Consider the following 20,799-nt stretch of genomic DNA (forward strand, 5'->3'; position numbering starts at 1 on the left):
CCCTTGACCGTGGCGTCGTTGGCCATGACCAGGCACTCGCGCCCGGCGATACGGCCGATACCGGCGATGATGCCCGCGCCGGGGCAGTCGTCGTCGTACATCCCGTCGGCCGCCAGCGGCGCCAGTTCCAGGAACGGGCTGCCGGGGTCGAGCAGCTGGTCGATCCGGTCGCGGGGCAGCAGCTTGCCCCTGGCCACGTGCCGCTGCCTGGACTTCTCCGGACCGCCGAGCGCGGCGGTCGCCAGCCGCTGCCGCAGCTCCTCGACCAGGGCGCGGTGCGCGTCCCGGTTGCTCGTCGCGGTCGCGGCACCGCTGTCGAGGTCGTGCGTCACCGTCATCACGCCATCCTGCCGTCCGGTTAATCGCCAATAACTGAAATTCAGGTTAATCTTGACTAACCGAGTTGTCCAGAGTCAAGGGGAGCCCCCGGATGTCCAGTACCGAATCCGTCCCGGCGACCCGGCGCGAGCTGCTCAAAGCCCAGCGCCGTGCACAACTGCTCGCCGCCGGGGCCCGGCTCATCGCCGATCGAGGCTTCCTCGGCGTGCGGCTCGACGATCTCGGTGCGGCCGTCGGGATCAGCGGCCCGGCCGTCTACCGGCACTTCGCGAACAAGGAAGCGCTGCTGGTGGAGCTGCTGGTCGGCGTCAGTGAGCGGCTGCTCGACGGCGGCCGCGCGGTCGTCGCCGCCGCGCCCACCCCGGCCGAGGCACTCTCCGGCCTGGTCGACTTCCACCTCGACTTCGCCTTCGACGACCCCGAACTCATCCGCATCCAGGACCGCGACCTCGACAACGTCCCCGCCCCCGAACGCCGCACCCTGCGCCGCCTGCAGCGGCAGTACGTGGAGGTGTGGGTAGGTGTCCTGCGCGAGCTCGACCCCGGCCTGACCGAAGAATCCGCCCGGATCCAAGCCCACGCGGCCTTCGGACTCCTGAACTCCACCCCGCACAGCGCCACCTCCGCGAGTGTGGGCCGGGCCAGGCCGGTGCTTCGTCAGATGGCCCTGGCGGCGTTGACGAACCGGTGATACCGCGCGGTATCATGGATGCATGGCTATGACTCTGCGGTTGTCCGACGAACAGGCTGCGGCCCTGCGGCGCCGCGCGGATGCCGAGCACACCTCGATGCAGCAAGTAGCTCTGGTCGCGATCGACGAATACCTCGCGCAGCCGGCCGGACAGGGTCGGCGTCGGTCCGTGCCGGTCGACGAGTTGTTCGAGGCGTTCGGTGATCTGCCGCCGATGGACGCCGACCGCTTCCGGTCCGACCAAGCCGAACACATCGATGGGTCCGTCCACTTCGATGCTTACCTTCGCGCCGTCGAGGGCTCGGAGTGACCGCACGGTACCTGCGTGGTCTGGCGGATACGAACATCCTGATCCATCTGGAACAGTTGTCGCGCGCATCCCTGCCGGGTGAGCTGTTGACCTCCGCCGTCACCTTGGCCGAACTGTCGGCCGGCGTGCATCAGACCGACGACCCGATCGAGCGGGCGAGGCGCATCGCTCGCCTGCAACAGACCGAGGCCATGTTCGATCCACTGCCGTTCGACGCCGATGCCGCACGGCATTACGGGCTCATCGCCGCAGGAGTCATCGCGTCCGGCCGCAAACCACGTCGGCGGGAAGCCGATCTGATGATCGCGGCAGTTGCCGCGGCGCACCGGCTGCCGTTGTTCACCACCAACCCCGACGACTTCAAAGGGATCGACGACATGGTCGCCGTCGTTCCGGTGGCGCGGCTATCGGCGCTCTGACGCGTCCTCAGCTGAGCTGGTTGCGGAGCCAGGACGGGCCGACGGTGGTGGCGCCGTGGGTGGTGACGCGGGTGCGGAGTTCGCGGTCGGCGGTGACGACGGTGATCTCCGGGTAGGTGGTCGCGTCGGCGACGGCCGCGACGATCGTGTCGTCGCCGGAGCCCTCGGCGAGCAGGACTTTCAGGCGCGGGGGTGTCGGGGTGTCGGCGGCCGGTTTCGCGGCGCCTTCGAGGACGACGGTGATATCGGTGGTGTCGGGCAGGCGGGTGATGAGGTCCGACAGTTCGGTCAGCAGCCTGCGGGCGGCGCCGGCACGGTCCTTCCACCAGCCGTCGGCGCGCGAGCCGATGACATTGGCGGCGTCGACCACGATCAGCTGTCTCGGCTCGGTCATCGGTTCAGTGTGCAGGGGCGGGGGTGGCGGTGGTGAGGCGGCCGTCGGCCATCCGGTGGACCGCGTCCATGCGGTGCAGGTGGGTGGGGTCGTGGGTGACCAGGACGGTGGCGGCCTGGTGCTGCCGGGCGATGGTGGTGATCAGGTGGAGGACGGCGGCGCCGCGTTCGGAGTCCAGGGCGCTGGTGGGTTCGTCGACCAGGAGCAGGGCCGGGTCGTTCATCAGGGCGCGGGCGATATTGACGCGCTGACGCTGGCCGCCCGAGAGCTGGGCGGGGCGCTTGCCCGCGTGGTCGGCCAGGCCGACGGCTGCGAGCAGTTCTGTTGCGCGGGCGCGAGTTTCGCCGCTCGGCCGGGGACGGCCGCCGAGATGGGCGGTGACCTCGAGCTGTTCGCGGGCCGTGAGAGCGGGAATGAGATTCGGCTGCTGGAACACGATTCCCATCGCGGTGCGGCGCATCGTGGACGCCGCGCGCCTGCTCAGCGTCGCGAGATCCGTACTGCCGGAATCGATGTCGAGGACGACGCGGCCCGAGTCCGGACGGATGAGCGTGGCCGCGACCGCGAGCAGGCTGGACTTGCCCGAGCCCGACGGACCGGTGATCGCGGCGATGGTGCCGCCGGGGACGTGCAGGTTCACTCGGTCGAGGGCGGTGAGGCGGTCGGCGCCGTCGGGATAGGTGAGGGTCACGTCGGTGAGAGTCAGTGCCATGGGGGGAGTCCTCCGGGCTGATGTCAGCGGCTCGCGCCGAGCGCGGTCAGGGGGTCGGTGGTGAACAGGAAACGCAGGGCGACCGCGGCGCCGGCCAGGCCGAGCGTGATCAGCGCCAGCGCGGGAATGAGCGTGGTCGACGGCGAGAGCACGAACGGCATGGCCTCACCCAGGAAGAGCGAGGTCACCGCGGTGATGCCGAGCCCGGCCGCCACCCCGGTGACCAGCACGATCGCGGCCTGCGCCAAGGCGTCGAGGGCCAGCGAACCGGTGGTCGCGCCGAGGGCCTTCAAGGTGGCGATATCGGGCTGACGCTGCACCGTCCACACGGTGAAGAAGGCCCCGATGACCAGCGCGGAGATGGCGAACAGCAGCAGCGTCATCAGGCTCAGCGAGCTGTTCTCGGCCTGGTAGGAACCGATCGCCTCGACGGCGTCGCGGGCGGGCAGGGTGCGGGTGTCCGCTTCGGTGTCGAGGTCGGCGGACGAACCGCTCACCGCGAGCACGGTCGCCGCACCCGAGCGCGGACTGGCGGCCTGCCAGTCCGGCAGGCTCGTCCAGACGACCGGGGTGTGGCTGTACCACTCGTCCCCGGCCACCCCGGCGACGGCGAACTCGTGGCCCGCCAGCAGCACGGTGTCACCCGCGCCCGCCGACAGTTCCCGTGCCGCGGCCGCGCTCAACACCACCGCACCCGGCGCGGTAGCAGGGTGATTGCTGAATGCCGAAGCGTCGCCGCCGAACAGCGCGACCTGCACCGGGCTCACGCCCGCGTGCTCGGCCCGCGCCCGCGAGATCCCGATCGGCTCGACCGTCGCGCCGTCGGCGGCTCGCCACCGCGCGATCTGCTCCTCGGTGAGCACCGAGGAATCGAAGGACGGGTCGGTCCCGGTCTCGGCGAACACCACCCGGTCGGCGGCGAGGCCCTGGACGGCCGAGATGTTCTGGTGCGCCAGCCCGGCGGTCAAACCGCTGAGGAAACTGACCAGCACCGCCACCAGCCCGACGACGGTGGTGATCAACAGGAAGCGGCCGCGGGCGGCCCGCAGATCTCGGAGTGCGACGAACATGCCTCCACTCTCGCCACGCACACCGCCCCGGCCATCGCACCGGCGCACGAATCCCGATCCAACCGAGGTCGGCCCGCGTTTACACCTTTCGATGGATGCCGGGCCGGTTGCCGCACATAAGCTGGTCGAATGCACTCGTCCCCGCTGACGCCCGTCGTCACCACACTGCGGCTCGGCCTGCACGTGCTGGTCACGGTGCTGGCCGCGGTGGTCGCCGTGCGCGCGGTGCTGCCCGGCGGGGGCGGCCACGGGATCGCGGTGGTCACGCTGACCGTCATCTGGCTGCTGGTCTATTTCGCCGGTGCGGAGTTCCCGTGGCGATCCGCGAATCCCGGGGGCTCCGAACTCCCGACGGCAGTCCGCCCGCCGAGCGGCCACAGCAAGGGGACGGACGCGAGCGGTGCGGTGGTGCCCGCGCGGGACGTGCCGCCGGCGGGTGGTCGCGTGTCCTCGGCGTTCCGGAGCGTGACCGGTCGCGGGGGAGACGTGGCGATGCGGGTGTGGCTGGCGGTGCTCACCGGTCTGTGGTTGATGCTGCTCGGGCTCACGCCGGATGCCGTCTATCTCGCGTTCGGGCTGTTCTTCCTCTATCTGCACCTGCTGCCGCGGCGATGGGGGCTGGTCGCGGTGGTGCTGGCGACCGCCGTGGGGGTGGTCGGGTTCGCGGCGCATCGCGGATGGTCGGTGGGTGCGGTGGTGGGTCCGGTGCTCGGGGCGGCGGTGGCCGTCGGGATCGGGCTGGGGTATCAGGCGCTGTACCGGGAGGCGGTCGAACGGGAGCGGCTGATCAGTGAATTGCTCAGCACCAGGGCGACTCTCGCCGAACGGGAACGCACGGCGGGCAAGATGGCCGAGCGGGAACGGCTGGCCAGGGAGATCCACGACACCGTCGCCCAGGGGCTCAGCAGCATCCAGCTCCTGCTGCACGCCGCCGAACAGGCGGCGCCGGATCATCCCGCGCTGGAACGCATCCGGCTCGCCCGCGAGACCGCCGCCGAGGACCTGGCCGAAACTCGCAGGCTAATCGACGAATTGGCGCCCGCCGCGCTCGACGGTCAATCACTGGCCGACGCGCTGGCCCGGATCTGCGACCGCGCGCAGTCGCCCACGCTGTCCACCCAGCTGCTGGTCGAGGGCGAACCGGCGCGGCTGCCGATGCCGGTGGAGGCGGCGCTGGTGCGGATCGCGCAGAGCGCGGTCGCCAATGTGGTGCAGCACGCCGGGGCCGCGCGCATGCGGGTCACCCTCACCTACGACGCCACCGACGTGCACCTCGACATCGTCGACGACGGCATCGGCATCGACCCGGCGGTCCTGCGCGGCGCGCGCCTGCCCGATGCCGCGTCGGATCACACTGCCGCCGTGCGTGGTTCGCGGGCGGGCGCGTTCGGGCTGGCCGCCATGCGCGGCCGGGCCGAACAGCAGGGCGGCTCGATGACCGTCGAGTCCGAACCCGGCCACACCGCGGTCAGCGTGACCTTCCCGCTGGGAGCGGCCGGATGATCCGCCTGCTGCTCGCCGACGACCACGCCATCGTGCGCGCCGGACTGCGCGCCCTGCTGGAAGCCGCCGAGGACATCACCGTCGTCGCCGATGTGCCCGATGCCGACGCGGCCGTGTCGTTCTGCGCCGCCACCCCGGTCGACCTGGTCCTGATGGACCTGCGCTTCGGTGACGGCCGCTCCGGCGCCTCGGCCACCGCGGGCCTGCGCGCCCTGCCCGACCCGCCGAACGTCCTGGTGGTCACCAACTACGACACCGACGCCGACATCCTCGGCGCCATCGAGGCGGGCGCCGTCGGCTACCTGCTCAAGGACACCCCACCGGCCGAACTGCTGGCCGCCGTGCGCGCGGCCGCCGCGGGGGAGAGCGTGCTCTCGCCGACGGTCGCCTCCCGCCTGATGACCCGCGTCCGCCGCGCCGACACCACCCTGAGCCCCCGCGAAGTGGAGGTGCTGCGCCTGGTGGCCGCGGGCCTGTCCAACCGGGAGATCGCCAAGCAGCTGTTCCTCAGCGAGACCACCGTCAAGTCCCATCTCGTGCACATCTACGCCAAACTCGGCGTCCGATCCCGCACCTCCGCCGTGGCCACCGCCCGCGCCCAGGGTGCCATCTGATCGCCGAGCGTCGTGCCCGGACGGCCGGGCCGAGGGGGCTTACCCTGGCCGTATGGCACATCTCGCTGATCCCAAGGTTCGCGAATTTCTGTCTCAGGGCACCCGGACGGGGAAGGTGGCCTTCGCCGCCGCCGACGGCAGGCCGATGGTCACGCCGGTCTGGTTCATCGTCGAGGGCGACGAGCTGGTGTTCAACACCGGCAAGGACACCGCCAAGGGCCGCGCCTTCGCGCGCGATCCGCGCATCGCGGTGTGTGTCGACCTGGAGGAACCGCCCTACGCGCTGGTGACGGTGCAGGGCACGGTCACCCTGTCCGAGGACCCGGACGAACTGGTCCGCACGGCCACCGCCATCGCCGGGCGGTACATGGGCGCGGACAAGGCCGAGGAGTTCGGTAAGCGCAACGGCGTACCGGGGGAGCTGGTGGTGCGCGTGCGGCCCACGAAGGTCGTCGCGCACTTCGACATGACGGGTTAGCCGTCCATCGGCACCGCGTCCGGGCCGGGCGCGGTGGGATCGAACGGCGGCGGGGCGGTGCGGTCGAAGCTCGGGGACGAGCAGGTCGCGCCGACTTCCGGTGTGGTGTAAGGGTTCTCGCGCAGCGCGGTGATGAACTGGTCGATCCGCTCGTCGTCGGCGCTGTCGAGTTTCAGCTGATGGCCCCAGGATTGCAGCGAGATCGGGTCGGCCATGTCCGGAATCGGTGACATCACCGTGTACTGCTTGTCGATCACCTTGGCGCGCAACGTCTCCTGGTCCTGCGCGCTCACCGTCGCCGGGTTGTAGGCGATCCACACCGCGCCGTGCTCGAGCGAGTGCACCAGATTCTCGGTGCGCACGGCCGTGTCGTAGACGACACCGTCACAGGCCGCCCACCGCGCGTCGTGCGGTCCGCCCAGCGGCGGGATCTCCGGATAGGCGACGCGCTGCGTGCTCGTCACGTGCAGGCCGGGCGGGAGTTCGGCGGTGACGATGCCGGGGATCGTCAGCGACGGGTCCTGGTTCTCGGCGCTGGGCACGAACTCCGCCAGCGAGGAGGTCGCCTGGCCGGTGATCGGGGCCGGGCCCGCGCACGCGTTCGCGGCGAGCGCGGTCAGCGCAATCGTGGCACCCATGGCTCGTCGCGTCGTCCTCGATCGTGGCACCGCGCCCCCTCGTCCGTGGCCGGCACGCGCCGACGGACTCAGAACATACTTGTTCCCGCGGCTTCCGGTCGGCGCAATGCGCTGACCAGCCGCGCATCCCACGACGACCAGCGCCGCCCGCGCGACCCAGGCACGGTTGCACGCACTCCACCGCGCGGACTCGGGCGTGGCCGGTCGACCGTAGACTCGCGCCCATGACGGTGCATTTCATCGGGGCGGGCCCCGGCGCGGCCGACCTGCTCACGGTGCGCGCGGTCACGCTGCTGCGGCAGAGCCCGGTCTGCCTCTACGCGGGCACCTACCTCGACCCCGAGGTCCTCGCGCACTGCGCGCCGGGCACCGAGCTGATCGACACCCAGCACCTCGACCTGGACCAGATCACCGAACAGCTCGTGCGCGCCCACGCGGCCGGGCACGACGTGGCCCGGCTCTGCTCGGGCGACCCGTCGATCTACTCGGCCCTCACCGAGCAGACCCGCCGCCTCGACGCCGCGGGCGTCCCCTGGGACGTCACCCCCGGCGTCCCCGCCTACGCCGCGGCCGCCGCCGCCCTCGGCACCGAACTCACCGTGCCCGAGGTCGTCCAGTCGGTCGTGCTCACCCGCACCCAGGCCCGCTCCACCGCCATGCCCGTCGGCGAGGCCCTGGCGAACTTCGCCGCCACCGGCGCCACCCTCGTCCTGCACCTGGCCATCACCCGCATCCGGCCGATCGCGACCGAACTGGTCGCCGAATACGGCCCGGACTGCCCGGTCGCCGTCGTCTACCGCGCCACCCAGCCCGAGCAACTCGTCCTGCGCGGCACCCTCACCGACATCGCCGACCAGGTCGAGTCCGCGGGCCTACGCCAGGCCGCCGTCATCCTCGTCGGCCGAGCCCTGACCCCATCCCTCGACTGTGCTCAGTCCCACCTCTACGACCCGGCGCGCAGTCGTTCCACTACCGACCAGTCGGTGTGATCCACGCCTCAGTCGATGCGGTGCCGGTGGGCTCCCGGCACGATGTGAGCGCGCAGACAAGCGTCAGCTAACGGGGTGCTCTCGGTTTACCTGGGGCTATGCCATCCAGCTATGGACGTGGTTGGTTGCCGGGCGGGCTCACCGGTAGATTGGTGCGATGGTTTGCGAAGAGCACACCGGCGCTGCCGGGCCGTCGATCCCGAGCATGGTCTCAGCCATGTAACAAGATCGGCCGGGCCGACAGATAGTGCCAATGGACATTTTTTGCCTGATTGATTTCGAGAATTGAACCCGAGACGCAGGCGCCACGCTGTTGCGGCTGAGGCGCCTGCGTTCCGGTGTCGTCGGGGAGCGCCTGCACGGGTGTTCCGGAAGCGAGGTTTGGGTTGGACCGGCTGGATTTCGGCGGAAACGGCGAGGAGTACTTCCCGCTCTCGCCCGCACAGCTGGGTATCTGGTACGCGCAGCACGTCGACCCACAGGTGCCGATCAACATCGCCCAGTACGTCGACCTGCGCGGCCACCTCGACGTGGCGGTGCTCGAACGCGTCAGCTCCGAGGCCGCCGCCGAGCAGCAGTCCGGCTTCCTGCGTATCGTCGAGATCGACGGCGAACCCATGCAGACCGTCGACCTCACCCAGGACGACACCCTCATCTACGTCGACCTGCGCGGTGAGGCCGACCCCGAGGCCGCCGCCGCCGAGTGGATGCGCCGCGAGTACAGCCGCCCGCTCGACATCGTCGCCGACCGCCTGGTCCAGGCCGCCGCGCTGCAGCTCGAGGACGAGCGCTGGTACTGGTATGCCCGCGTCCACCACATCGTGCTCGACGGTTTCGGCGCCAACAACTTCGTCAACCGCACGGCACAGCTCTACACCGCGGCGGTCACCGGCGCCGAGGCCCCGGCCAACAAGGCCACCGACCTGCGCACCCTCTACGAGTCGGAGATCGCCTACCGCGACAGCTCCCGCTTCGAGTCCGACAAGGCGCACTGGGCCCAGCGCGTCGAGGGCCTGGAAGAGGGCAGCAGCCTCACCGGCCGCTCCGCGCCGCCCTCGCCGGTCAACGACGTCACCAGCGCGGCCCTGAGCCCGGCCCAGGACACGGTGTTCGACGAGGCCATCGCGCGCCACGACACCACTTCCGCGCCGCTGCTCATCGCCGGTTTCGCGGCATATCTGGCCCAGATCACCGGCACCGAGGACGTGATCCTCAGCCTCCCGGTCACCGGCCGCACCACCGCCGTGATGCGCCGCTCCGGCGGTGTCACCTCCAACATCGTGCCGCTGCGCCTGCGCGTGGGCCATGACACCACCGTGGCCGAACTGCTGCGCGCGGTCACCACCGAGGTCTCCGGGGCGCTGCGCCACCAGCGCTACCGCCACGAGGACATCCGCCGCGATTCCGCCGGTGACGGCATGGTCGCCACGGAGTTCTTCGGCCCGTGGGTCAACATCATGCTCTTCGACAACGCGCTGCGCTTCGGCGAGATGGACGGCACGCTCAATGTGCTGTCCACCGGCTCGATCGAGGACCTGGGCGTCAACTTCTACCAGTCGCACGGCGGCACCCGCTCGCACATCGACTTCGAGACCAACCCCAACCTCTACACCGCGGCCGAGGCGGCCACCCACCACGCCCGCTTCCTCGAGTTCTTCGAGCGGTTCCTGGCCGCCGACGCCGCGCTGCCGGTCTGGCGGCTGCCGGTCACCGGCACCGCCGAGCTGGAGCGCTCGCTGACCGAGTGGAACGACTCGGCCCACGAGGTCCCCGCCACCACCCTGCCCGCCCTGCTGGACGCGCAGATCCCGCGCACCCCCGACGCCATCGCCCTGGACTTCGAGGGCGAGACCCTCACCTACGCCGAGTTCGGCGCGCGGGTCAACCGGCTGGCCCGGTTCCTGATCGCCGACGGTGTGGGCCCGGAGTCGCTCGTCGCGCTCGGGATGCGCCGCTCGCTGGACCTGGTGATCGGTATGCACGCGGTGCTGCGCGCCGGTGGCGCCTACGTGCCGATCGACCCCGACCACCCGGCCGACCGCACCGCCTACATCCTCGAGTCCGCGGCACCGGTCTGCGTGCTGACCACCACCCGCGACGACCTCGACCTGCCCGCGACTGTCGCGCGCGTGGAGATCGACACCCTCGACACCGCCGCCTTCGCCGACACTCCGGTCACCGACGCCGACCGCCTCGCGCCGCTGCGCCCGGACAACACCGCCTACGTCATCTACACCTCGGGTTCCACCGGCCGCCCCAAGGGCGTGGCCGTCACCCACCACGCGATCGTCAACCAAGAGCTGTGGATGCTCGACGAGTACGCGCTCACCGCCGACGACGTCTACCTGCAGAAGACCGCCACCACCTTCGACGTGTCGCTGTGGGGCTACTTCCTGCCGCTGATGGTCGGCGCCAAGCTGGTCATCGCCTCGCCGGACGGGCACCGCGACCCGCTCTACGTCGCGGACATGATCGCCCGCCACGGCGTCACCGTGACGGACTTCGTCCCGTCCATGCTGACGGTCTTCGTCGCCCACGCCACGCAGGCCCAATGCGCGACGCTGCGTGCGGTTTTCGTGATCGGTGAGGCGCTGCCGCCGGAGACCGCGGCCGGTCTGCGCGCGATCTCCACCGCCGGGCTGCACAACCTGTACGGCCCCACCGAGGCCGCGGTCTCGGTCACCTACTGGGAGGCCACCGAGGCCGACACCGTCACGGTGCCGATCGGTATCCCCGAGTGGAATGTCGAAGTCTACGTGCTGGATTCGCGGCTGCGACCGGCCGCGATCGGCGCCCCGGGTGAGCTGTATCTGGCGGGCCGTCAGCTCGCGCGCTGCTACCGCGGCCGCCCGGACCTGACCTCGGACCGCTTCGTCGCCAACCCCGTCGGTGGGCCCGGCGAACGCATGTACCGCACCGGTGACCTGGTGCGCTGGAACGCCGAAGGCGTCCTGGAGTACATCGGCCGCACCGACTTCCAGGTGAAGTTCCGTGGTCAGCGCATCGAGCTCGGCGAGATCGAGACCGACCTGCTGGCCCATCCGACCCTGAGCCAGGCCGCGGTGCTGGTGGTCGACACCGCCACCGGCCAGCAGCTGGTCGCGTATGTGGTGCCCGCGCCGGGCCAGTCCGCCGACCCGGCGACACTCACCCGTTTCGTCGCCGAGAAGCTGCCCAGCTACATGGTGCCCGCGTCGATCATGGTGCTCGACGCGTTCCCGCTCAACACCTCCGGCAAGCTGGACCGCAAGGCCCTGCCCGAGCCCGTGTTCAGCGCCGCCGCAGGCGATTTCCGCGCCCCGCGCACCCCGTCCGAGCAGATCGTGGCCGGCATCTTCGCCGACGTGCTCAGCCAGGAACGCGTCGGCGCCGACGACAACTTCTTCGAGCTCGGCGGCAACTCGCTGGTCGCCACCCAGGTGGTGGCCCGCATCGGCGCCGCCTTCGGCATCCAGCTCGGTGTGCGCGCGCTGTTCGAGACCCCGACCGTGGCCGGGCTGGCCGCGCGGGCCGAATCCGTCACGCCCGCCGAGGTTTCCGGCCGTCCCGCGCTGGTCGCGCTGCCGCATCCCGACCAGGTGCCGCTGTCGCTGGCCCAGCAGCGGATGTGGTTCATCAACCAGTTCGACCCCACCGCGCCGACCTACAACCTGCCGTTCGTGGTGCGGATGAAGGGCCGCGTCGATGTCGACGCGCTCATCGCCGCGCTCGACGACGTGGTGGCGCGCCAGGAATCGCTGCGCACCGTCTTCCCCGACGCCGACGGCGGTTTCCAGCAGGTCCTCGGCGCCGACGAGTTCGACCTGGGCATCACGGTGACCCCGATCGACCAGTCGCTGCTGCACGACGAACTGATCAACTTCGCCTCCACCGGCTTCGACGTCACCCTGGAACTGCCGATCCGCGTACGGATCTACCAGGTGACCGGCAGATCGACCAATGGCACACCGGAATTCGCGGTCGCGTTCGTGGTCCACCACATCGCCGCCGACGGTTTCTCCTTCGGCCCGCTGGCGCGCGACGTGGCCACCGCCTACCTGGCCCGCTCGGCCGGGCAGGCGCCCGCCTGGACGCCGCTGCCCGTGCAGTACCGCGACTACACGCTGTGGCAGCGCGAATTGCTCGGTGCCGAAAGCGATCCCGCGTCGATGGCCGCGCGCCAGCTCGACTACTGGCAGCGCACCCTCGACGGCCTGCCCGACCAGCTCGATCTGCCCAGCGACCGCCCGCGTCCGCAGCAGCAGAGCTTCCGCGGCGCACGCGTCGGCTTCGACATCGACGCCGAGACCCACGCCCAGCTGGCCGCGCTGGCCCGCGCCAACGGCGTCACCCTGTTCATGGTGGTGCACGCCTCGCTGGCCGTGCTGCTCGCGCGCCTGTCCGGCACCACCGACATCGCCGTGGGCACGCCCATCGCCGGCCGCGGTGAGCAGGCCCTCGACGACCTGATCGGCATGTTCGTCAACACCCTGGTGTTGCGCTCCGACGTCGACCCGGCCCAGCCGTTCAGCGAGTTCCTCGCGCGCACCCGCGAGACCGACCTGTCGGCCTTCGCCAATGCCGATGTGCCGTTCGAGCGCCTGGTCGACGTGCTCAACCCCTCGCGCTCGCAGGCGCGCCACCCGCTGTTCCAGGTGGTGCTCTCGTTCCAGGAGATGTCGCACGGCACGCTGGAGCTGCCCGGTCTCACGGTCAGCGCCGACGAGGTCGAGGTCGACATGGCCAAGTTCGACCTGCAGTGGACGCTCACCGAGGAGCACACCACCACCGGCTCGCTCTCGGGCCTGACCGGCGTGCTCACCTACGCCGTCGACCTGTTCGACCAGGCCACCGTCGAGGAGCTGCTGCTGCGCTGGCGCCGCGTGCTCGACGCCATCCTGGCCGACCCGGCGGTCACCGTCGGCGCGATCGACGTCCTCGACGACGCCGAACGCACCGACCTGGTCACCCGCTACGGCGCCCCCGCCGCGGTCGCGCGCACCCTGCCGCAGCTGATGGCCCAGGCCGCCCGCGACACCGAGGCCACCGCCGTGGTGTTCGAGGGGACAGCTGTGTCCTATGGCGAGTTGGATCGCCGCTCGAACCAGTTGGCGCGCTTGCTGATCCAGCAGGGCCTCGGTGCCGAGGACTTCGTCGCCGTGGCCGTGCCGCGCTCGCTGGAGTCGGTGCTGGCGGTGTGGTCGGTCGCCAAGACCGGTGCCGCGTTCGTGCCCGTCGACCCGAACTACCCGGCCGACCGTATCGCGCACATGATCGCCGATGCCGGTGTGTCCGTGGGTATCACGGTCAGCGCCGAGCTGGGCGAGGTGCCCGATACGGTGCGCTGGCTCGAGATCGACGACATCGATCTCGACGACATCTCCGATGCCCCGCTGGCCCCGCGCGAACTGGTCCGCCCGACCGATCCCGCCCAGCCCGCGTACCTGATCTACACCTCCGGTTCCACCGGTGTGCCCAAGGGCGTCGTGGTGACCCACGCCAGCGTCGCCAACTTCTGCGCCGAGCAGATCGAGCTGTACTCGCTCGACACCGACACCCGCGCACTGCATTTCGCCTCGCCCTCGTTCGACGCCTCGGTGCTGGAACTGCTGCTGGCGCTGGGTCGCGGCGGCACGCTCGTCGTGGTGCCGCCTGGGGTCTACGGCGGTGAGGAACTGCGCGACATCCTCATCACCGAGCAGGTCACCCACGCCTTCGTCACCCCGGCCGCGCTGGCCACCTTCGACGCCCGCGGCCTCGATCACCTGCGGGTACTCGCCGCCGGTGGCGAGGCGGTGCCGCCGGAGCTGGTCACCAAGTGGGCGGTGCCGCTGCCCGACGGTTCGCGCCGCATGCTCGGCAACGTCTACGGCCCGACCGAGACCACCATCGCCTCCAACCTGTCCCAGGGCCTGATCCCGGGGGAGCGGGTCGTCATCGGTGGACCCATCCGTGGCGTCCACACCCTGATCCTCGACGACCGCCTGCGCCCCGTGCCGGTGGGCGTGGCCGGTGAGCTCTACATCGGCGGCGTCGGCATGGCGCGCGGCTACCACGCGCGTCCCGCGCTGACCTCGGATCGTTTCGTCGCCAACCCGTACGCTCCCGGTCAGCGGATGTACCGCACCGGTGACGTGGTGCGCTGGACGGCCGACCGCAATGTCGAATACGTCGGCCGCTCCGACTTCCAGGTGAAGGTCCGCGGTTTCCGGATCGAGCTGGGCGAGATCGACTCGGCGCTGGCCTCGCACGAGACCGTCGACTTCGCCGTCAGCATCGGCCACAAGAACAAGGGCGGCAGCACCTCGCTGGTGTCCTACGTGGTCGCGGTGCCCGGCAGCTCGATCGACATCCCCGCCCTGACCGACCATGTGGCACAGCGCCTTCCGGCGTACATGGTGCCGTCCTCGATCATGGTGCTGGCCGCGATCCCGCTGACGGTCAACGGCAAGCTCGACCGTCGCGCGCTGCCCGCGCCGGTGTTCGAGGTGCGCGAGTTCCGTGCCCCCACCACCCCGATCGAGCAGATCGTGGCCCAGGTCTTCGCCGATGTGCTCGAGCTGAGCCGCGTCGGTGTCGAGGACGACTTCTTCGAACTCGGCGGCAACTCGCTGATCGCCACCCAGGTGGCCTCGCGTATCGGCATCGCCCTGGACACCCGGGTGCCGGTGCGCATGCTGTTCGAGGCACCCACCGTCGCGGCGCTGGCCGCGCGGGTGGAGTCGCAGGCCGGTGACGGTGCCCGCAAGGCGCTGGTCGCGCGCGAGCGGCCCGATCTGGTGCCGCTGTCGCTGGCCCAGCAGCGCATGTGGTTCCTCAACCGCTTCGACACCGCCTCGGCGGTCAACAACATCCCGGTCGCCATCCGGCTCTCCGGCGAACTCGACGTGGCCGCGCTGCAGGTCGCCGTGATCGACGTGATCGACCGGCACGAGTCGCTGCGCACCGTGTTCCCCGAATCGGGCAACGGCCCGGTGCAGGTGGTGCTCGACGCCGCCCAGATCGTCCCCGACCTGACCCCGTACCGGGTCACCGAGGACAACCTCATCGACCATCTGATCGATCTGGCCTCGATGGCCTTCGACGTCACCAGCGAAGTCCCGCTGCACGCACGGCTCTTCGAGATCAGCGAGACCGAGTACGTGCTCGGCATGGTGGTGCACCACATCTCCGCCGACGGCTGGTCGATGGCGCCGCTGTCGCGCGATGTCATCGTCGCCTACGCCGCGCGCACTTCGTGGGAGGCGCCGACCTGGGCCGAATTGCCGGTCCAGTACGCCGATTACGCGCTGTGGCAGCGCGAGGTACTCGGCTCCGAGGACGACCCCAAGTCGCTGATCTCCTCCGAGATCGACTACTGGACCCGCGAACTCGCCGATCTGCCCGACGAACTGGTGCTCCCGGCCGACCACCCGCGTCCGCCGGTGGCCACCTATCGGGGTGGCACCTACAGCTTCGTCATCTCCGGTGACACCCAGCGTGCCCTGGTCGAACTGGGCCGCCGCTACAACGCCTCGCTGTTCATGGTCATGCACAGCGCGCTGGCCGTGCTGCTGGCCCGCGCCAGCGGCACCAGCGACATCGCCATCGGCACGCCGGTGGCCGGTCGTGGTGACCAGGCCCTCGACGACCTGGTCGGCATGTTCGTCAACACCCTGGTGCTGCGCTCGCAGGTCGAGGGCGCCACCTCTTTCGCGACCCTGCTCGACCAGGCCCGCGAGACCGACCTGCAGGCGTTCGCGCACGCCGACGTGCCGTTCGAGCGGCTCGTCGAGGTGCTCAACCCGCCGCGTTCGCAGGCACGTCACCCGCTGTTCCAGGTGATGCTGTCGTTCCAGAACAACAAGCAGGCCTCGCTGCAACTGCCCGGCCTGTCGGTCAGCGGCATCGACTACGACTCGCAGCTGGCCAAGTTCGACCTGCAGCTCACGCTGACCGAGGTGCAGGACACCGACGGCGAGGCCGGCGGCATGTCGGCCGAGTTCTCCTACGCGCTGGACCTTTTCGAGGAGTCCACCATCGCCGCCTTCGCGCGGCGCCTGGACAACATCTTCGCCGCCATCGTCGCCGAGCCGGAAGTGGCCGTCGGTGACATCGATCTGCTCGCGCCCGAGGAGCACGCGCAGGTCCTCGTCGACTGGAACGACACCGCGCGTGCCGTGCCGGAGGCCAACCTGGTCTCGCTGTTCGACGCGCAGGTCGAGCGCACCCCCGACGCGGTCGCGCTGGTCTTCGAGAACGAGGAACTGACCTACCGCGAGCTGCAGGAGCGGGCCAACCGCATCGCCCGCAAGCTCATCGCCGAGGGCGTCGGCCCGGGTTCGCAGGTGGCCCTTGCCATCCGGCGCTCCACCGAACTCGTCGTCGCCATGTACGCGGTGCTGCAGACCGGTGCGGCCTATGTGCCGCTGGACCCGGATCAGCCCGCCGACCGCATCGGCCACATCATCGAGACCGCGCAGCCGCAGCTGGTGCTCACCAGCCGCCGCGACGGTTTCGAGGCCGACGGCGCGACCGTGCTGGCCGTCGAGAACATCGAGCTGCCCGCCGATTTCGGTGCCGCGCCGATCACCGACGCCGAGCGCACCCGTCCGCTGCGGGCGACCAATACCGCCTACGTCATCTTCACCTCGGGTTCGACCGGCCGCCCCAAGGGCGTGGCCGTCGATCACGCGGCGATCGTCAACCGGCTGCTGTGGATGCAGCACGAGTACCCGATCGACGCCGCCGACGCGGTGCTGCAGAAGACGCCCGCCACCTTCGACGTGTCGGTGTGGGAGTTCTTCTGGCCCTTGCAGACCGGCGCGCGCCTGGTCGTCGCCAAGCCCGACGGTCACCGCGATCCGGTGTACCTCGCGCAGGTCATCGCCGAGCGCGGTATCACCACCGCGCACTTCGTGCCCTCGATGCTGTCGGTGTTCGTCTCGACGCTGGGCAACAACGGCAACGGCAGTGCCGTGCGGATGCGTCAGGTGTTCGCCTCGGGTGAGGCGCTGCCCGCGCCCACCGCGCAGCGCCTGCGCGAGCTGACCGGCGCCCGCCTGCACAACCTCTACGGTCCCACCGAGGCCGCGGTCGACGTCACCTATCACGAGGTCGTCGACGCCGATGTGGAGTCGGTGCCGATCGGCCGTCCGGTGTGGAACACCAAGGTGTTCGTGCTGGATTCGCGCCTGCACCCGGTGGCCCCCGGCGTCGCGGGTGAGCTGTATCTGGCGGGCGAACAGCTCGCCGTCGGCTACCTCAACCGCGCCGACCTCACCGCCGACCGCTTCGTGGCCAACCCGTACGGGCAGGCCGGTTCGCGGATGTACCGCACCGGTGACCTCGTCACCTGGACCCGTGACGGCGAACTGAACTACCTGGGCCGCACCGACTTCCAGGTGAAGCTGCGCGGTCTGCGCATCGAGCTCGGCGAGATCGAGGCCACGCTGCTGGCCCAGCCGGGCGTCGCCCAGTCGGTCGTGGTCGTGCGCGCCGACGCGCACGCGGGCGATCAGCTCGTGGGTTATGTGGTGCCCGAACCGGATTCGGCGCTGGACGTGGCCGCGGTGAAGGCGGGCATCACCGCCGAACTCCCGGCGTACATGGTGCCCTCGGCGCTGGTGGTGCTGGAAGCCTTCCCGCTCAACGCCTCCGGCAAGCTCGACCGCAAGGCGCTGCCCGCGCCGGTGTTCGAGGCCAAGGTGTTCCGCGCGCCCGCCACGCCGATCGAGGAGATCGTCGCGGAGATCTTCGCCGAGCTGCTCGGCGCCGAACGCGTCGGCGTGGACGACGACTTCTTCGCCCTCGGCGGCAACTCGCTGGTCGCCACCCAGGTGGCCGCGCGGCTGAGCAAGGCGCTCGACGCCGAGGTCGGCGTGCGCACCCTGTTCGAGGCGCCCACGGTCGGCGCGCTGGCGGCGCGGGTGGAATCGCACGCGGGCACCGGTCTGCGCGCCGAACTCACCGCGCGGCAGCGTCCCGAGCATCCGCCGCTGTCGCTCGCGCAGCAGCGCATGTGGTTCCTCAACCGCTTCGACCTGGCCGACACCGGCGATTCGGGCACCTACAACATCCCGGTCGCGGTGCGCCTGCAGGGCCTGCTCGACCTGCCCGCCCTGCGCGGCGCGGTCGCCGACGTGATCGCCCGGCACGAGTCGCTGCGCACGGTGTACCCGTCGCACGACGGCACCGCCTACCAGAAGGTCCTCGCGGCCGCGGTCTCGATTCCCGAGGTGGAACTGATCGAGGCCGACGAGACCGACATGGCGATCTCGCTCTACGAGTTCGCCCGCCGCGGTTTCGACGTCACCGCCGCCGCGCCGGTGCGCCTGCGCGTCTACGAGCTCAGCGAACGCGAGCACGTGCTGGTGATGGTGGTCCACCACATCGCCGCCGACGGTTTCTCGCTGCGCCCGCTGGTGCGCGACCTGATGACCGCCTACGTGGCGCGCACCGCCAACGCCGAGCCGGGCTGGCCGCCGCTGGAGGTGCAGTACGTCGACTACGCGCTGTGGCAGCGCGAGACCCTCGGCGACGAGAACGACCCCACCTCGCTGATCTCCGAGCAGCTCGACCACTGGCGCGACGCGCTGGCCGACCTGCCCGACGAACTGCGCCTCGGCCACAAGTCGCGGCCCGCGCAGGCCACGTACCAGGCAGGCACGCACCGCTTCGAGGTGCCCGGCGAGCTCGTGGAAGCGCTCAACCAGCTGGCTCACCAGCGCGGCACCACCCTGTTCATGGTGGTGCACAGCGCCTTCGCCGTGCTGCTCTCGCGCCTGTCGGGCACCGCCGACATCGCCATCGGCACGCCGGTGGCGGGCCGTGGCCAGCAGGCCCTCGACGACCTGGTCGGCATGTTCGTCAACACCCTGGTGCTGCGCGCCGAGGTCGACCCGGCCGCCTCCTTCACCGAGCTGCTCACCCAGGTCCGCGAACGCGACCTGGCCGCCTTCGCCCACGCCGACGTGCCGTTCGAGCGCCTGGTCGAGGTGCTCAACCCGGCGCGCTCGCAGTCGCGCCACCCGCTGTTCCAGGTGATGCTCTCGTTCCAGAACCTGGGCCGCACCACCCTGGAACTGCCCGGCCTGACGGTCTCGGAACTGGGTATCGACCAGCACACCGCCAAGTTCGACCTGCAACTCGCGCTCAGCGAGGTCCCGGCCGACGACGACAGTCACCTCGACGCCGAACTCGTCTACGCCACCGACCTCTTCGACGCCGGTTTCGCGACGACCTTCGGCGCGCGCCTGCTGCGCGTACTCACCGCCATCGTGGCCGACCCTTCGGCCGCCGTCGGTGACATCGAACTGCTCGACGCCGCCGAGCGCACCCTGGTGCTGGACCGCTGGAACGACACCGAGTTCGCCACCGACGCCGCGCTGAGCACCCCCAGCGAGGACGACCCGGCCACCCTGCACGCCCTCTTCGAGGCCCAGGTCGCCCGCACGCCCGACGCGACCGCTCTCACCTTCGAGGGGACGAGTCTGTCCTACGCCGAGTTCGCGGGCCGGGTGCGTCAGCTGGCGCGCTGGCTCAAGGACGCCGGTGTCGGCCCGGAAAGCTATGTGGCCCTCGGCATGCGGCGTTCGATCGACCTGCTGGTCGGCATGTACGCCGTCTCGGCCGCCGGTGGCGCGTACGTGCCGCTGGACCCCGATCACCCGGCCGAGCGCATCGAGCACATCCTCGACACCGCCCAGCCGGTGTGCGTGCTGACCTCCGGCGAGAGCCTGCCCGCCGCGGCGGGTCGCGAGGTGCGCATCGACGAGCTGGATCTGTCCGGCCATTCGGCCGAGCCGGTCACCGACGCCGACCGGCACCGGCCGCTGCGCTCGGGCAATACGGCCTACGTCATCTTCACGTCCGGTTCGACCGGCCGTCCGAAGGGTGTGGCGGTGAGCCACGCGGCCATCGTCAACCGCCTGGTGTGGATGCACGCCGCCTACGGCCTGGCCGCCGACGACGTGGTGTTGCAGAAGACGCCCGCCACGTTCGACGTGTCGGTGTGGGAGTTCTTCTGGCCCTTGCAGGTCGGCGCGCGCCTGGTGGTCGCCAAGCCCGACGGGCACCGCGACCCGGCCTACCTGGCCCGGCTCATCGCGGCCGAGCAGGTCACCACGGTGCACTTCGTGCCGTCGATGATGGCCGTGTTCGTCACCGAACCGCTTGCCGCGGACTGTGTCTCGCTGCGCAATGTGTTCGCCTCCGGTGAGGCGCTGCCCGCGCCCACCGCCCAGCGCCTGCGCGAGCTGACCGGCGCGGCCCTGCACAACCTGTACGGCCCCACCGAGGCCGCGGTCGACGTGACCTTCCACGAGGTCACCGACGCCGACCTCGACACCGTGCCGATCGGCGCCCCGGTCTTCAACACCCGTCTCTACGTGCTGGATTCGCGACTGCGGCCGGTGCCGGTGGGTGTCGCGGGTGAGCTCTATCTGGCGGGCGTGCAGCTGGCCCACGGGTATGTCGGCCGCCCCGACCTCACCATGGACCGCTTCGTCGCCGACCCGTTCGCGCCCGGCGAGCGCATGTACCGCACCGGTGACCTGGTCACCTGGACCGAGCACGGTGAGCTGGAGTACCTGGGCCGCACCGACTTCCAGGTGAAGCTGCGCGGTCTGCGCATCGAGCTCGGCGAGATCGAGTCCGCGCTCACCGCGCAGCCCTCGATCGCCC

Annotated in this window: 13 protein-coding genes; 8 read left to right on the plus strand and 5 right to left on the minus strand. The window is 70.7% G+C overall.

The annotated features are described in order from the left end of the window. The coding region (locus tag ACWEMY_RS27360; protein WP_452392337.1) for a carboxyl transferase domain-containing protein at positions 1-338 on the minus strand (338 nt) is incomplete at its 3' end. A 92-nt stretch (positions 339-430) separates the two neighbouring features. Here ACWEMY_RS27360 and ACWEMY_RS27365 point away from each other — a divergent pair. Genes ACWEMY_RS27365 through ACWEMY_RS27375 form a run of 3 tightly spaced genes read left to right on the plus strand, consistent with a single transcriptional unit; the run spans position 431 to position 1,759 of the window. Beyond that, complete coding sequence (locus ACWEMY_RS27365; RefSeq protein ID WP_452392338.1) at positions 431-1,030, plus strand: SACE_7040 family transcriptional regulator; 600 nt, start codon at positions 431-433, stop codon at positions 1,028-1,030. Positions 1,031-1,070: 40 nt separating this feature from the next. Then, on the plus strand, positions 1,071-1,340 hold the full coding sequence (locus ACWEMY_RS27370; RefSeq protein ID WP_452392339.1) for a hypothetical protein: 270 nt from the start codon (positions 1,071-1,073) through the stop codon (positions 1,338-1,340). Then, positions 1,337-1,759: a PIN domain-containing protein gene (locus tag ACWEMY_RS27375; protein ID WP_452392340.1), complete on the plus strand. Its 423-nt coding sequence runs from the start codon at positions 1,337-1,339 to the stop codon at positions 1,757-1,759. Before ACWEMY_RS27370 ends, ACWEMY_RS27375 begins: the two co-directional genes overlap by 4 nt. A gap of 7 nt (positions 1,760-1,766) precedes the next feature. Here ACWEMY_RS27375 and ACWEMY_RS27380 read toward each other — a convergent pair whose 3' ends face one another. Genes ACWEMY_RS27380 through ACWEMY_RS27390 form a run of 3 tightly spaced genes read right to left on the minus strand, consistent with a single transcriptional unit; the run spans position 1,767 to position 3,935 of the window. Continuing rightward, complete coding sequence (locus tag ACWEMY_RS27380) at positions 1,767-2,153, minus strand: hypothetical protein (protein ID WP_452392341.1); 387 nt, start codon at positions 2,151-2,153, stop codon at positions 1,767-1,769. Positions 2,154-2,157: 4 nt separating this feature from the next. Further along, the gene (locus ACWEMY_RS27385) at positions 2,158-2,865 is read right to left on the minus strand and encodes an ABC transporter ATP-binding protein (protein WP_452392342.1); all 708 of its coding nucleotides are present in this window, start codon (positions 2,863-2,865) and stop codon (positions 2,158-2,160) included. A 23-nt stretch (positions 2,866-2,888) separates the two neighbouring features. After that, the gene (locus tag ACWEMY_RS27390; RefSeq protein WP_452392343.1) at positions 2,889-3,935 is read right to left on the minus strand and encodes an ABC transporter permease; all 1,047 of its coding nucleotides are present in this window, start codon (positions 3,933-3,935) and stop codon (positions 2,889-2,891) included. Between the two features lie 129 nt (positions 3,936-4,064). On the opposite strand from ACWEMY_RS27390, the gene ACWEMY_RS27395 reads away from it, so the two are divergent. From ACWEMY_RS27395 to ACWEMY_RS27405, 3 genes are read left to right on the plus strand one after another with little or no spacing between them, the layout of a single operon-like run. After that, on the plus strand, positions 4,065-5,438 hold the full coding sequence (locus ACWEMY_RS27395) for a sensor histidine kinase (RefSeq protein ID WP_452392344.1): 1,374 nt from the start codon (positions 4,065-4,067) through the stop codon (positions 5,436-5,438). Further along, complete coding sequence (locus ACWEMY_RS27400; protein ID WP_375930109.1) at positions 5,435-6,052, plus strand: response regulator transcription factor; 618 nt, start codon at positions 5,435-5,437, stop codon at positions 6,050-6,052. Before ACWEMY_RS27395 ends, ACWEMY_RS27400 begins: the two co-directional genes overlap by 4 nt. Positions 6,053-6,104: 52 nt before the next feature. Next, on the plus strand, positions 6,105-6,530 hold the full coding sequence (locus ACWEMY_RS27405) for a PPOX class F420-dependent oxidoreductase (RefSeq protein WP_375930108.1): 426 nt from the start codon (positions 6,105-6,107) through the stop codon (positions 6,528-6,530). Here ACWEMY_RS27405 and ACWEMY_RS27410 read toward each other — a convergent pair. Continuing rightward, the gene (locus tag ACWEMY_RS27410) at positions 6,527-7,168 is read right to left on the minus strand and encodes a DUF3105 domain-containing protein (RefSeq protein WP_452392345.1); all 642 of its coding nucleotides are present in this window, start codon (positions 7,166-7,168) and stop codon (positions 6,527-6,529) included. The genes ACWEMY_RS27405 and ACWEMY_RS27410 overlap by 4 nt on opposite strands. A 224-nt stretch (positions 7,169-7,392) precedes the next feature. Between ACWEMY_RS27410 and cobM the strand changes: the two genes are divergently transcribed. Together cobM and ACWEMY_RS27420 are read left to right on the plus strand one after the other, a co-directional pair. Then, positions 7,393-8,157: a precorrin-4 C(11)-methyltransferase gene (gene cobM, locus ACWEMY_RS27415; protein WP_452392346.1), complete on the plus strand. Its 765-nt coding sequence runs from the start codon at positions 7,393-7,395 to the stop codon at positions 8,155-8,157. Positions 8,158-8,543: 386 nt separating this feature from the next. Beyond that, the coding region (locus tag ACWEMY_RS27420) for an amino acid adenylation domain-containing protein (protein WP_452392347.1) at positions 8,544-20,799 on the plus strand (12,256 nt) is incomplete at its 3' end.

It is taken from the genome of Nocardia sp. NPDC004415, from assembly GCF_053602435.1.

Bases quoted from the DNA above. Each gene is read 5' to 3' on its own strand.
- cobM (WP_452392346.1), top strand. From the start codon at position 7,393: ATGACGGTGCATTTCATCGGGGCGGGCCCCGGCGCGGCCGACCTGCTC.
- ACWEMY_RS27400 (WP_375930109.1), top strand. From the start codon at position 5,435: ATGATCCGCCTGCTGCTCGCCGACGACCACGCCATCGTGCGCGCCGGA.
- ACWEMY_RS27405 (WP_375930108.1), top strand. From the start codon at position 6,105: ATGGCACATCTCGCTGATCCCAAGGTTCGCGAATTTCTGTCTCAGGGC.
- ACWEMY_RS27390 (WP_452392343.1), bottom strand. From the start codon at position 3,935: ATGTTCGTCGCACTCCGAGATCTGCGGGCCGCCCGCGGCCGCTTCCTG.
- ACWEMY_RS27410 (WP_452392345.1), bottom strand. From the start codon at position 7,168: ATGGGTGCCACGATTGCGCTGACCGCGCTCGCCGCGAACGCGTGCGCG.
- ACWEMY_RS27385 (WP_452392342.1), bottom strand. From the start codon at position 2,865: ATGGCACTGACTCTCACCGACGTGACCCTCACCTATCCCGACGGCGCC.
- ACWEMY_RS27380 (WP_452392341.1), bottom strand. From the start codon at position 2,153: ATGACCGAGCCGAGACAGCTGATCGTGGTCGACGCCGCCAATGTCATC.
- ACWEMY_RS27395 (WP_452392344.1), top strand. From the start codon at position 4,065: ATGCACTCGTCCCCGCTGACGCCCGTCGTCACCACACTGCGGCTCGGC.
- ACWEMY_RS27365 (WP_452392338.1), top strand. From the start codon at position 431: ATGTCCAGTACCGAATCCGTCCCGGCGACCCGGCGCGAGCTGCTCAAA.